11 protein-coding genes are annotated in these 13,597 nt (G+C 57.5%); 3 read left to right on the top strand and 8 right to left on the bottom strand.

Annotated elements, in window-relative coordinates; translation table 11 throughout:
• Positions 1-29 precede the first annotated feature (29 nt).
• From WH265_RS20430 to WH265_RS20395, 8 genes are all read right to left on the bottom strand, one after another.
• Positions 30-1,403 (bottom strand): LLM class flavin-dependent oxidoreductase, encoded by a 1,374-nt coding sequence (locus WH265_RS20430; protein WP_339559481.1) that lies wholly within the window; start codon positions 1,401-1,403, stop codon positions 30-32.
• Positions 1,404-1,434: 31 nt separating this feature from the next.
• Positions 1,435-1,995 carry a carboxymuconolactone decarboxylase family protein gene (locus WH265_RS20425; RefSeq protein ID WP_339559480.1) on the bottom strand — a complete coding sequence of 187 codons (561 nt, stop codon included), beginning with the start codon at positions 1,993-1,995 and terminating at the stop codon, positions 1,435-1,437.
• Positions 1,992-2,903 (bottom strand): branched-chain amino acid ABC transporter permease, encoded by a 912-nt coding sequence (locus WH265_RS20420; protein ID WP_339559479.1) that lies wholly within the window; start codon positions 2,901-2,903, stop codon positions 1,992-1,994. Before WH265_RS20420 ends, WH265_RS20425 begins: the two co-directional genes overlap by 4 nt.
• Positions 2,900-3,763, bottom strand: a complete 864-nt coding sequence (locus tag WH265_RS20415; protein WP_339559478.1) for a branched-chain amino acid ABC transporter permease — start codon at positions 3,761-3,763, stop codon at positions 2,900-2,902. Before WH265_RS20415 ends, WH265_RS20420 begins: the two co-directional genes overlap by 4 nt.
• On the bottom strand, positions 3,763-4,485 hold the full coding sequence (locus WH265_RS20410) for an ABC transporter ATP-binding protein (protein ID WP_339516680.1): 723 nt from the start codon (positions 4,483-4,485) through the stop codon (positions 3,763-3,765). Before WH265_RS20410 ends, WH265_RS20415 begins: the two co-directional genes overlap by 1 nt.
• Entirely contained in the window at positions 4,482-5,258 is a 777-nt protein-coding gene (locus tag WH265_RS20405; protein ID WP_339516678.1) for an ABC transporter ATP-binding protein, read from the bottom strand. Before WH265_RS20405 ends, WH265_RS20410 begins: the two co-directional genes overlap by 4 nt.
• Positions 5,255-6,481 carry an ABC transporter substrate-binding protein gene (locus WH265_RS20400; RefSeq protein ID WP_339559477.1) on the bottom strand — a complete coding sequence of 409 codons (1,227 nt, stop codon included), beginning with the start codon at positions 6,479-6,481 and terminating at the stop codon, positions 5,255-5,257. Before WH265_RS20400 ends, WH265_RS20405 begins: the two co-directional genes overlap by 4 nt.
• A gap of 151 nt (positions 6,482-6,632) precedes the next feature.
• The gene (locus tag WH265_RS20395) at positions 6,633-7,958 is read right to left on the bottom strand and encodes a YifB family Mg chelatase-like AAA ATPase (RefSeq protein WP_339559476.1); all 1,326 of its coding nucleotides are present in this window, start codon (positions 7,956-7,958) and stop codon (positions 6,633-6,635) included.
• A 58-nt stretch (positions 7,959-8,016) separates the two neighbouring features.
• Here WH265_RS20395 and WH265_RS20390 point away from each other — a divergent pair, with 58 nt between their 5' ends.
• The 3 genes from WH265_RS20390 to WH265_RS20380 are packed head-to-tail and all read left to right on the top strand — an operon-like array spanning position 8,017 to position 13,594.
• The gene (locus WH265_RS20390) at positions 8,017-9,399 is read left to right on the top strand and encodes a hypothetical protein (protein ID WP_339559475.1); all 1,383 of its coding nucleotides are present in this window, start codon (positions 8,017-8,019) and stop codon (positions 9,397-9,399) included.
• A complete protein-coding gene (locus WH265_RS20385) occupies positions 9,396-11,471 on the top strand; it encodes a hypothetical protein (RefSeq protein WP_339559474.1) in 2,076 nt (691 codons plus the stop codon). Before WH265_RS20390 ends, WH265_RS20385 begins: the two co-directional genes overlap by 4 nt.
• Positions 11,472-11,488: 17 nt before the next feature.
• Positions 11,489-13,594 (top strand): hypothetical protein, encoded by a 2,106-nt coding sequence (locus tag WH265_RS20380; protein WP_339559473.1) that lies wholly within the window; start codon positions 11,489-11,491, stop codon positions 13,592-13,594.
• Positions 13,595-13,597 lie beyond the last annotated feature (3 nt).

The raw sequence follows: 13,597 nt of genomic DNA, 5'->3' as shown, positions 1-13,597 counted from the left end.
GATGGTTGAAGTAACCGCCCGCATCAAAATTAACGCCGGTACGCTGCGCCCGGGTGGCTGGCCGGCAGCAGCTTGCCCCCTGCCGGGAACAGCTTCTCACGCAAGCTCCCTTCTGCGTAGCGCGTCTTGAACATGCCCCGGTTTTGCAGCTCGGGGATCAGCAGGTCGACGATGGCGTCCAGGCTCTCGGGCATGACGGTGCGCACAAGGTTGAAGCCATCGATATCGCTCTCGGCGACCCAATGGGCCATCTGGTCGGCGACTTCCGTTGGCGAGCCGATGAAGACCGGCGCGCGCGCACCGACGGGGCTGAAATCCAGCAGGTCGCGGACCTTGGGCGGCTGCGGCGTGTTGCGCGTCAGGTGCTCGACGGTGGACTGGATGGCATTGGTCTTCGCAAACGGCAGCACATCGTCCAGGCCCAGCTGGGACAGGTCCATGCCGGTCCAGCCCGAGACCAGCGCCAGCTGGCCGGCGCTGTCGAGGTAGTGCCGGTATTCGTCGCGCAGGTCCTGGGCTTCGGCGGTGGTGGGCGCAACGATCACGGTGGCGCCCAGCAGCGCGAGCAGATCGTAGGGATCGCGGCCGGCGTGCTGGGCCGATGCGCGCAAGGCCTTCACCGATTTGGCGGCTGCCGCAGGTGTGGGGCCGTTGATAAAGCAGGCCTCGGCATGGCGGCCGGCAAACTGCTGGCCGCGCGCGGAGCTGCCGGCCTGGTACAGCAGGGGCGTGCGCTGGGGCGAGGGCTCGGCCAGTGCCCGGCCATGCACGCGGTAGTAGGGGCCGTCATGCGCCACCGCATGCACGCGCTCCGGGTGGCTGAACACGCCGCTGTCCTTGTCGCGCACGGCAGCGCCGGCCTCCCAGCTGCCTTCCCAGAGCTGGTAGATCGCGGCCATAAAGTCTTCGGCCACGTCATAGCGCTCGTCATGGTCGCGCAGGCTGTCGCGGCCCAGGCCACGCGCACCGCTCTCCAGGTAGCCGGTGACGATGTTCCAGCCCAGGCGGCCGTTGGTCAGGTGGTCCAAGGTGCCAAAGCGCCGTGCGAAGGAGAAGGGGTGGTCGTTGCTCAGGCTGGCGGTCACGCCAAAGCCGATGTGCTCGGTCACCAGGGCCATCGCCGAGATGAGCATGGTCGGGTCCAGCTGCGGGGACTGGGCCCCTGCCGCCAAGGCCGCATCGGCATTGCCGGCATAGACGTCGTAGATGCCAAACACATCGGCGATAAAGATGCCGTCGAGCAGGCCGCGCTCTGCCGTGCGCGCCATGTCCGCCCAGTAGCGCAATTGGTGGTATTGCGCCTGGTTGTCGCGCGGGTGCTTCCACAGGCCCGCCCAGTTGTGGGAGGGCGCGGCCATCTGGAAGCTGTTGAGGCGCAGTTCACGCCGGGGCTGTCTGCTCATGCGATGGAATCCGTTGCAGTGCGTTCGTTCGTCAGGCTTGCGCCGCCTCGCTGGCTGCCGGGGTGGCCAGTGGCGCGGTCTGCACCTGCAGGATGTCGTTGAAGCGGTTGAAGGCGCCGCACAGCGCGGTGCGCCAGGTCAGCTCCACAATCTGCGCTTCGCTGAAGTGCTGGTGCAGGCGCCCAAAGATCTCGTCGCGCGTCTGGCTCCAGTTCCGGGTCACGGCGATCGCGTACTCCACCACCAGGCGGTCCACCTCGTTCAGCTCGGGGTGGCTGGCGTAGTCCAGCAAGGTCCGCACGCCTTCGGCCGACAGGCCTTCGACCAGCAGCTTGGGCCCATGGTGGTCGATGCAGTACTCGCATTCATTGAGCAGCGAGACGGTGACAATGGCCAGCTCGGTGTAGCGCTTGGGCAGCACCGCTTCCTGGCCCAGCTGCAGCAGCAGCGCCCAGGTCTGCGAGAAGATCGGCAGGCGCTGCGCCATGACGCCGGCTTGGTCGGCAAAATCGCCAGCGGCCAGCATGCGGTCCCACAGCGGCTGCTCTGCGGCGGGCAGGTCTTCGCGGGATTTGCGGGTGATTCGGGTCATGGTGAAGTTCCTTGAGAGCGGGGGCCGAGCCGGTATTCCGGCAGCAGCCCATTGGGTTTGAAGATCAGCATCGCCAGCAGTAGCACGCCCACCAGCGACAGGCGGATGGCGGCCAGCTGCGTGCCATCGAGCCAGGGCACGACGCCGGCCAGCATGCGGCTGCCCTCCAGCAGCAGGATCACCGTGAAGCCGGCGACCAGCACGCCGGCATGGCTACCACGCCCGCCCAGGATCACGGCCATGAAGGCGTAGGCCGTCAAGATGGTGCTGAACTGGGTCGGGTCGATATAGGTGTAGTAGAAGGCGTGCAGGCTGCCGGCAATGCCCAGGATGGCGCCGCCCAGCGCAAAGCTGCGCGCCCGCACCCAGAGCACGTTCTTGCCCAGCGCCTCGGCCACGCCCGCGTCCTCGCGCGTGGCGCGCAGCAGGCGGCCAAAGGGCGAGCGCGCCAGGCGCTGCAGCACCACAAACACCAGCGCCAGCCAGACCAGGCAAAAGCCCAGAAAGAACAGATCCCGCCAGGCGCCGGGCACCAGGTCGGTAAAGGGCCGCACGATGTTGGGGATGCCCAGGGTGCCCCGGGTCAGCCATTCCTCGTAGCTGATAAAGAGCCGCAGCGATTCGGCAAAGCCCAAGGTGACGATGGCCAGGTAGTCTTCGCTCAGCCGCACCGAGATGAGGCTGACCAGCGCACTGGCCGCTGCCGTCAGCAGCAGCGCCAGCAGCATGGCTGCGAGCGGCGGCAGGCCCTGCATCTGCAGCAGGCTGCAGGCATAGGCGCCCAGCATGTAAAAGCCGAACAGGCCAAAATTAACGAGGCCACCCAGGCCCCATTGCAGGTTCAGCGCCAGGCCCGACAAGGTGGCGATCACCACCAGCACCAGGGTTGCAATCAGATAGCTTGTCATTTGCGCACCCACTTGGCACCAAACAGACCCTGCGGGCGCAGCAGCAACAGCAAGGCCATGACCCCAAAGGCCACCACCGTGCGGTAGTGGGGCGGCAGCAACAGGGTGGCCAGCTCTTCGGTCACCCCCAGCAGCAGCGCGCCCGCCACCGCCGCCATCGGGCTGCCGATGCCGCCCAGGATGGCTGCGGTAAATACCGGCAGCAGGTAGTTCCAACCCATCTGCGGGTCCACATTCGAATCCAGGCCGATCAGCACGCCCGACAAGGTCGCCATTGCGGCGGCCAGCGCCCAGACCGTGGCCGTCACCTTTTTGCGCGAGATACCGCGCACATCCGCCAGATCGGGATTGTCGGCCACCGCCTGCATCGCGCGGCCCAGGCGCGTGAAGCGGAACACCAGCCACACGAGCGCCAGCGCCACCAGCACGCAGGCCAGGGTGATGAGCTGCTCCTGGTTGACGCGCAGGCCGAGCAGGCGCGCGGGCCGGGCAATCTCGACACCAAAGCCGCGCGGCGCATTGCCGGCGACCAGGCGCACCAGGTTCTCCAGCACCAGGCCCAGGCCGATCGAGGCCACCAGCAAGGTGACGCCCGAGCGCCCACGCAGCGGCGCAAACACCAGCCGGTCCAGCAGCAGTGCCAGCGCAATGCTGAGCGCCATGCCGGCGGCCATTGCCAACGGCAGCGGCCAGCCCAGCGGGCCGTTGAAGGCATAGACCAGATACGCGCCGGTGGTCACCATCGCGCCAATGGCGTAGTTGGCAAAGCGCAGCACGCTGAAAACCAAGGCCAGCGACAGCGCAGGCAGCGCAATGAGCAGGCCCGATACCAGGCCGTTGAAGATGAGCTGCGCCAGCATCAGTGCGCTCCCAGATAAAGACTTTGCAGCTGGCCATTGGCCAGTAGCTCCTGGCTGGGCGCGCGCGCCCGCACCTGGCCGGCGACCAGCACCAGGCCCTGGTCGGCAGCGGCCAGACCCAGCCGGGTGTTTTGCTCGATCATGAACAAGGTGACCCCGGTTTGCGCCACGCGCTGCACCACCTCAAAGAGGCGCGATGCATTCAGCGGCGACAGGCCCGCCGAGGGTTCATCGAGCGCCAGCAGCCGGGGCGAGGGCATTAGCGCCGCGCCCATGGCCACCATCTGCCGCTGGCCGCCGCTGAGCAAGCCAGCGGCGACATTCAGCTTGGGAACGATCTCGGGAAACAGCGCCAGCACCGCATCGAGCCGCTCGCGCAAGGCCTTGGCGCCGCCGCTGGCGATGAACTCGTGGCCGAGCTTGAGGTTGTCCAGCACCGAGAGGTTGCGGAACACATTGGCCTCTTGCGGCACATAGCCCAGCCCCAGGCGTGCGCGGCCCGGCGCATCGAGGGCGGTGATGTCGCGGCCATCCCAGATGACGCGGCCCGACTGCGGGCGGATCAGCCCGGTCACGACGCGCATCAAGGTGGATTTGCCCGAGCCGTTGGGGCCGACCACCACCAAGCTGGAGCCGGGTGCGACCTCCAGGCTCACGCCGTGCAGCACGGCGCGCGCGCCGTAGCCGGCCACGACGCTGTCCAGGCGCAGTTCGGCGCTCATGCCACACCTCCGAGGTAGGCTTCGACCACCTGCGCGTTGGCAGATACCTGGGCAAAGCTGCCCTGGGTCAGCACCTTGCCCTGGGCCAGCACATACACCGGGTCGCACAGCGCGGCAATCATGTCCATGTTGTGTTCCACAATGGCAAAACTCATGCCTTCGGCCTGCAGGCTGCGGATGAAGTCCGCAATCTCGCCGACCAGCACCGGGTTGACGCCGGCCGCCGGCTCATCGAGCAGCACCAGCCGGGGCTTGAGCATCAGCGCGCGGCAGAGCTCCAGCAGTTTCTTCTGGCCGCCCGAGAGGCTGTCGGCCCGCTCATGCGCCAGGCGCCACAGGCCCACGCGCTCGAGCAGGGACTGGGCCTGCGCCATCGCCTGGGCTTCGTGCTGGCGGGCGGCCGCCGTGTTCAGCAGCGCATGCCAGAGCTTTTCGCCGGGCTGCTGCGGGGCGGCGAGCAGCAGGTTCTCCAGCACCGTGAGCGCGCCCATCTCGCGCGAGATCTGAAAGGTGCGGGTGAGCCCGGCCTGGGCGCGCCGGTGCACGGACCAGTGCGTGATGTCCTGGCCGTCGAACAGCACCCGGCCACCTTTGTGCGCCTGCTGGCCGCCCAGCACATTGAACAAGGTGGACTTGCCCGCGCCATTGGGCCCCACCATGCCGGTGATGCCACCGCGCGCAATGCGCAGGTGGGCACCGTCCAGCGCGGTGAACTCGCCAAAACCTACATGAACATCCTGAACCCTGAGCAGATCGTCTGTCTGCAGGCTCATTTGGTGGTGCCCACCAGCTTGCTCACGCCGTTGAGCACGCGGTAGTGGCCGTAGTCCAGGTCCACCTGGTCGCCATTGGGCGCAAAGCGGAAGTCCGCTGTCGCGCCGGAGTAGCGGAAAGGCTTGCCCGCGCGAATCAGCTGCAGGCCCTGCACGGGGTCGTGTACATCGGGGCCCTTGGCGTTGACCACGTTGGCGATCTCCTTGCTGAAGTCGGCCGCCTTGGCGCTCTTGGCCTTTTCGATCGCGAGCGCCAGCACATTGATCTCGTCAAACACATTGGCGCCAAAGGCGACGATGGTGCCTTCGGGCTGCTGCGTTTGCTTCAGGTAGAGCTGGTAGCTGGCGTTGTTGCCCACCGGCGTGGCCTGCACATGGTTCACGCCTTCGGCGGCGGCCTTGCCCACGTTCTGCACAAACTTGCCGCCGCTGTCGGCCGCATGGCTGAAAGTGTAGAGCTTGCTTTCGTAGCCGCTGCGGTAGATCTCGCGCACGATGGCGCTGAACTCGGGGATATAGCTGGGCAGGAAGACCGCATCGGGCTTCTTGCTGAAGATCTTCTCCACTTCGGCCCGGTACGAGGGCTGGTTGGGGTTGAAGTAGAGGGTGTCGAGCACCTTGCCGCCCTGCTGCGCAAAGCGCTCGGCAAAGGGCTTGACGGTGCTGAGCGTGAAGGGCGTCTGCAGCACCAGGATGGAGGCGGTCTTCGCGCCATCCTTGTAGGCCACATTGGCAAAGGCCTGGCCCCAGTTCTTGCCATTGGTCTGGAAGCGCCAGACCAGGCCCTTGTTGTCGCCCTCGGTCAGCTCATCGGCCGAGCCCACGGGCAGCAGCGCAACATTCTTCTCGAGTGCCACCGGGCGCACGGCCAGTGCCACCGCGCTGCTCCAGACGCCGGTGATCGCCACCACACCATCCACATCGATCAGCTTGCGCGCGGCCGACACGCCGGCTGTGGGCGTGGTCTCGTCATCGGCCACCACAATCTCCAGCGGCCGGCCCAGCACACCGCCATGGGCATTGATATGGGCAGCGGCGGCCTTGGCCGCTGTTTCCTCTTCCTTGCCATAGGCGCCGCCCGATCCGGTCAGCGGGGCCAGCAGGCCAATACGGATGGGGGCGCCGCTAGGGGCGCTGGCTGCGCCTGCCGCACTGGCACCGGCCACCACACACAGCGACGCCGCCGCCACGCCCAAGATTCGCCACTGCCCCAATTTGCTCACGCCCATATCCGCTTTCAAAGAACCGCCGTTCGCAGCAGGGCTGCGCGGCGCAAAAGGGGGGATTGTGCGAAGTCAGCGTTGCGGGAGGAACTAATTTTTCTGACTTAGTAAACGCGTTTTCTGCATAAGGGTGAGCGTTCAGCAGCGCTGGCTACATGCCGCTCGTACCCAGCAGCGCCCGCCGGTACTGCACCGCCTCGGCCACATGGGCCGGGCTGATGGTCTCCGACTGCGCGAGATCCGCAATCGAGCGGGCTACGCGCAAGCTGCGGTGGATGCCGCGTGCCGACCAGGCCAGCTGGGCGGCGGCGGTTTGCAGCAGCTGCAGCGCAGCGGGCTCGGCCTGGCAGTAATCGTCGAGCGCCTGGCCTTGCAGCTGCTGGTTGAGCATGCCCTGGCGCTGCAGTGACCGGGCGCGGGCAGCGGTCACCCGCTCGCGGATGGCGGCGGAGGGTTCGCCGGCCGGGGCGGTCAGCAGCTCATCGGCGGGCAGGGGGCTGACTTCCAGGTGCAGGTCAATGCGGTCGAGCAAGGGGCCGCTGATGCGGGCCTGGTAGCGGCTGACCTGGTCGGGCGAGCAGCGGCAGGCGCGCTGGCGCGAGCCCCGAAAACCGCAGGGGCAGGGGTTCATCGCGGCAATCAGTTGGAAGCGGGCGGGAAAGGTGGCCTGCTGCGCGGCGCGGGCGATGCTGATCTGGCCGGTCTCCAGCGGCTCGCGCAGTGCTTCGAGCGCGCTGCGCGGGAACTCGGGCAGCTCGTCCAAAAACAGCACCCCGCAATGGGCCAGCGATATCGCACCGGGCCGGGGCGGACTGCCGCCGCCCACCAGGGCCACGGCGCTGGCGGTGTGGTGCGGCGCCATCGTGCTGCGCTGGCCCCAGCGCTGGGCATCAAAGCTGCCGACCAGGCTGTGCACGGCGGCGTTCTCCAGCGCCTCGGCCACGCTCAAGGGCGGCAGCAGGCCGGCAAAGCGCTGGGCCAGCATCGATTTGCCAGCGCCCGGTGCGCCCAGCATCAGCAGGTTGTGGCCGCCTGCGGCAGCGATCTCCAGCACCCGCTTGCTGGCCGCCTGGCCTTTGACATCGGCCATGTCGGCGCCGGGGGCCTCGGGCGGGCGGGGCTGGGCGGGCATGCGCTGCCACTGGCTGGGCGCTGCCTCGGGCTCGGCGCTGGTGGCCTGGGGGGCAAAGTGCTGCACCACATCCAGCAGGTGGCTGGCGCGGTAGACCTCGGCATCGGGCACCAGGGCGGCATCCTCTGCACTGCCCGGGGGCAGCACCTGGCGCACCTGCTGGCCGCGCTGGTGCAGGTCCATGCTGGCGGCCAGCGCGCCGCGCACCGGGCGCAAGGCACCCGACAGCGACAGCTCACCGGCAAATTCATAGTCCTTGAGCCGGTCCGCATCGATGGCGCCGCTGGCCGCCAGAATGCCGACCGCAATGGCCAGGTCGTAGCGGCCCGTACAGGGGTGTTGCAAAAATCTTTGCTTGAAGTCAACATGAAAACCGGTTGTACCCATGCTGAGGATCTCGTCTATGCCTGGCTATGGATTCAAAGTTGTCTATGCCGATAGCCAACTCCTGGCTGAGGCAGGCTTTGCCTCAGTTTCGTGTTTTCCTTTCATTCTTGACTCAGAGCCTGGTTACGCAAGATTTCCAAATCAGTTCCTGCTGGATCGAGGGCTAGGGTTCTGGGACATCAAGGGACGAGGGAATGTGAGAAACCCCTCCCCACCTAGTCGCGTGTCCATGCGCAACTTTGCGTACCGGCTTGCTAACGCACTCGAATGGGCGGAAGCGCGAGGCCTCGATCTGATGATGGTTGACTACACCGCTGATCTTATTGGCCGTTATCAGCAAGAAATGCTTGCTGGAGCCTGGTCAGCGCGTGGGCAGCCCCTAGCTCCTGAGACCGTCAATTCGCGTGTGCAAGTCGCACTTGAGTTTCAGATGTGGGCTGCGGACAAGGGGCTACGACCAGAATTATGCATCCCGGTTTATTCAACTTCCTTCATTCCTGGTGGCTATTCGTATAGCCGCGCACACGAACGAATTTCTTTGCAGTCCAGAAAAGGGAAAATTAAGATAATCAGACGCTCTTTAAGATTTCCTTCGATTTCAGAAATCAATGAATGGCGCAATAGGATTTATGAACGGCCAAATTCGGGTGTTACAGAAGGCTTAATAGTTGACCTAATTCTTAATACGGCCATTCGTAGGGAAGAGGCTGCCTGTTGGCGTGTAGACACTTTGCCGATGGATATGAATTCATGGAGGATTGCCAATCCAGATCAGCCAGAGTCGGTGCAAAGTATTTTGGTCGATATTAAGTATGGAACTAAAGGGAAGGAGTACGGAATAGACGAGTTTGGTGACAAAATTGGGCCAGAAGGCACCATCCACGTTCCCAAATGGCTTGCATTACAAATTCACGAGTACCGATCAAATGAAAGATTGTTGTCGCTAAAAAATTTATTGAAAAGTAGCCAATCACAATATATACAAAGACGTTTGCTGAATCAGTCGGTGCATCTGTTCGTAAATCCGTTATCTGGAAAACGATATACGGGAGAGCAGATATACAATTTCTGGACGCGTGCTAAGGGGCCGGAGGGATGGAGTCCACATCGCGCTCGAAATTGGTGGGCATGCTCCTATCTTGAAACGAGAATGAAGCAGCACACCAGTTTAATCCATAAAATTCTTGAGATTCCCCACGCATTCAAAAATGAAACCTTACTGCTTGCATTACGAGATACTGCGCAAACAGTAATTCAACTTGAAATTCGCCCTCAACTAAGGCACGTAAGCACTCGAACTACAGAAATATACCTTCGCTGGTTGTTTGAGAAAATTCATCTGACATCGATTTTTTCATCAGAGAGTGCTAATCGTGTTTGGGAAGTGAGCGAAAAATGAGCATTAAAAAAAATAATAAGGATCACGTTATACAAGATGCATTTAAGCAATCTGCCTTTACACCAGTTGTTAGTGATAATCTTCTCGTATTTTGGACAAATCATCCTCAAGACAACAATCTTGTAGATCTTAGAATTTTTGCAACAGGAGAAAATGAAGAAAATCGCGTCGTTAAAAGAGGGGCTTGGCAAGGTCCATTTACCGGAAGACCACGGCTTATCGCGCAACTAGCAAGCGCATGTCAAGCGAACTGTATGTTGAGAAGTGAAGGCACCGTAAGAGCGCTGATGGTCACCCTAAGGTGTTGGTGGCGGCTCTTTGACAAAATTCAAAAAAGCCATGGCTTTAAAGAAAGTAGTGACGTCATAGATTTATCAAGCATAAGCGAAATACACGTTGAATTTGCACGTCGAAAGAAGATAAGCTTGCGGTCCTTTTCGCAATTTTTGACCATAGTTAATGATGCACTTAAAGCAAATAAAATGCCGTTATTAACATGGAGTGCGCCTGCAAGTCCTGCACCAACGCGACACCTTATCTCAGAAGATCAAGCTAAGGACCTCAAGATAGCACTAAAGCAAGAATGGCAAACAGTGCGTAATACATGGAGGGATAACGATTTAATCGCTTCGTCGATGAGTAGAGATGATTTTGCATTGAATTCCATTCTAGATAAGAATAAAAGTTTCCTCTTATCTAATTTGGAATATTTTCAAAAAATTCAAATAAAAACAGGAAAACTGCTTCCTTCAGGAAGGGAGCTTCGAGATGGGAGAAATCATAGTTTTCTAGCCGCTAGAGGTTATTTTTTTCTGGTTATGCGGGGTATGGTGTTTCCTACTCTTGAAGAGGTGGATGTTGCATTTCATTTAGCTTTGATGAATAGTGGATGGAATCCTGCTACGTTACTTAATTTAGATGCATCATCCGATGAACTAATATTCACCCATCCAAAGAATGCAGACCAAATTGTTCTATCGGCCACTGGTGATTCGAGCAAAGAAGTTGTCATGTTTGCAAGTAAATCGAGAGCAAATGGCAAGGTACAGTTCTGCACGGGCCTAGAGAAAAATCCTAACTCTCCCCCAGCAATTGTGGCCGCACTATTAAAAAGAGTCGAAGGCTTAAGGAATATTCTGAGGGGTGAGTTCAGAGAGGCTTGTTTGAAGCTAGAGAATGCGCGAGAAAGCAAACTAGACCAGAGTGTAATCTTTCAACATGTTAAAAATGTTCAGAGACTAAAGCAAGGTATGAGGAGTGCATGGTTATATGTGGATCGCGTTGGGAAAATAAACTGGCTGGATGGAAAGGGATGTCTGAGATATGGCCCAAAGAATAAATCCGTTCCATTTATAAAAATTTTGCTTTCTAAAGTGAATAAGACAAGGAGAGAAAATGGACTGATTGAAATACCCGCAATAAGACCCTCTGATTTTAGAGATATCTATGCAAGGCAGGTATATATCCAATCTGGAGGCAATATACTGGCGGTAATGCTTGCCTTGGGACATTCGTCATTGAAAAGTACTGCGTGTTATATAGATAATAACATTTTCAATGTCGAAAGTGACGAGACTGCGCGGAGATTCATGACACATTTATTTCATGAATTGAACAACGGCCGAATTGATCTCACCATACTCGCGCAGTTAGTTCGCTATGGGACGATGACGGATATTATGAGAGAAAGGTTGGAGAATTACCGAGAATTGCAAAGGAGTAGATTGGGTGTTGCATGTAGTGACCCAAGAAAGCCTCCATCACACATAGCACCTAATCACAAACAAGGCGGTCTTTGCGAAACACAACGCTGTCTTAAAAATTGTACTCATGCAAGATTTTTGCCAGAGTCTCTTGATGGTTTAGCCATGCGAGTAGAAGAGATTCTCGCATTGTCGGAGAAACTTCCTCGTGAAACCTGGCTTCATGCAGATTTGGAAACGGAGTTGGAAGTTGGATTGGGGATTCTCAATCACCTATTTGAGTCACGCAAGGTTTCGCTGCAGCGAGAAAAATGGAGATCTCTCATTAGATCTGGTGGGCACCTGATTCCTGGATATGGATTTATTTAAATCGTTGGAGATCAATTTTGAATAAAAAAAGTGCAGCAAATTCGATTGATGTATCAGAGTCATTGAAGGCTGGTCGATTTGCAGTGCTTAAGAAATTTCGTGCGGCTGATATTCAGTATTTGGAGCCGGTTGAGTTAGCGTTGATCCAAAATATCTTGGGTCATGGGAATACTCTCGGGAGATGGGAGACGCCGCAAGAAATAGCCCCAGGATTGATACGATCAACACTTAGGGTCATAGACATTAGAAAGCGCATAAGTACTTTTCTTACCAAAGAAGATTCTTTTCAAAATATCTCAGAACTACAAATAGACAGTGGTGTGGTTACGTTGACTAAATTGGCCATATTAATGCGTATTTCGCAAGGGTCGGTAGCAGGGCAGGCCGCACTAAAGCCAATTTCAATTAGTACGTATTTATATACGGCATTGTCACTTATTGCTGCAAGAGCTTTAAGACGAAGATTAATTTGTGGTAAAGATGGATTGCTTCAGCATTTAAATGAAGACGATATTTTTGAGTTTTGTGTTTTGAGGAGAGAGGAGTTCGGAAATCAGATTGCTCGTATTAATAAATTTTATAACTTAGGTCTATGGAGTGATAATCCTCCCGAAATTCATCTGCGGAAGACTACAGATCCATCATCTGCGCTCATAACGCGAGCTGCTGAGCGTAAATCAATTCCATTTACCCCATTTCCTGAGGGGTGGCTTTCTGAGATAGGGCCGCGAGTGCTTTGGGTTGTTCAAGATTTAGGTCCGTGGCTGATTAACTTGCTAGAAGAATTGAAAAAATCCATAGATGCCGACGAATGGACGAAGCGGCCCAGAGAGCATTTTTTAGGTCTAATATTGAGATATATAAGGAAAAACCCGCCCTTGGATAGTCAGGGCCAGGAGTTGGTGCCCCCATTTAATCTAAACATTGCTAATGGTCGACGAGGCGCTGACAGGTACGAATGGCCTCCTCGAACTTGGGAGCATATCGCTACTCTTGCCGTTACTCTTCAAGCTGCTCATCTCTTTATATGTTTACTGGGAACCGCGGGAAGAATTGGAGAAATAGCCTCACTCAGTCGTGAATGCATCAAGATTCATATGAATGGGAAATCCTACGTGCATGGAGTCACATATAAACTTTCAAATGATATTTTTGGTGAGGTGAGGCAATGGCCCGCACCTGCCATAATTTGCCAAAGCCTTGGGCAACAGCGGCGACTCGTTGAGGTCCTAGAATGGTTTCCAAGAAATTATAAAAGTAACCTGCCTAAGTCACCTCGATTCTCTGCGAGCCTATGGATTCCTCTTGGAATTATGAACTTTGATCACGATGATGGCATCTTGAATTTCAATCATTCATTGTATGCGCTTGCTTTACGCCTTGGAGTGGATACCAAACCAGGCGGTGACAATATTCATTCGCACCGTTTTCGCAAAACTGTCGGAAGACTTGCTGGTGTTGCTCTTTGGAATTCACCATTGGTACTTAAGCGTCTGTTTGGACATAAGAGTATGGAAATGACGCTCCACTATATCCTGAGCGATCCAGGGGTTCGTTCGGACGCAGAACGGGTTCTGCGTGAGTTGCGAATTATGCATTGCGTCGATACATTAGAAGAGATTCGGGAATCATTGGACAATGATACTCCACGAAGCATTTTGGGAGGCGTTGGAACAGCTCGAATTGCTATGGCTGTGAAGATGCGCGTGGAGTCTTTAGCAAACTCTGGACGCATTTGGGATAAAGGAACAGCCTATGATCTGGCATACCTTTTGACAACGCAAGGGCAAGGATGGCGTCTAGTTAGAGAGAATATAGTTTGTGCAAAGGCTCCCGGAGAAGCTGGTTTGTGTAGAGCCTCGCGACCAATGGGGGAGCCAGATACTTCGAATTGTCAACCAGAGTGCAATAATAGAATTTTATTAGTGCGGCAACGCCGTGAAACAGAATTGATAGTAGAGCAATATATGAATCTTGCGCTCCAATCACGTGAAGATGGGCAGATTCTAGTTCTTGCTTCGGTAATGGAAAATTTGAAAAATGAATTAAGAAATTACCCTGATCTTAATCAAAAATATCAAAATTCCGTAGAGTTTCAAGAGTTATGCGAACTTTGCAGATAATAT

The organism is Comamonas sp. MYb396, assembly GCF_037479555.1.
Taxonomy (GTDB): Bacteria; Pseudomonadota; Gammaproteobacteria; order Burkholderiales; family Burkholderiaceae_C; genus Comamonas.
This window is presented reverse-complemented; position numbering and strand designations above follow the sequence as displayed.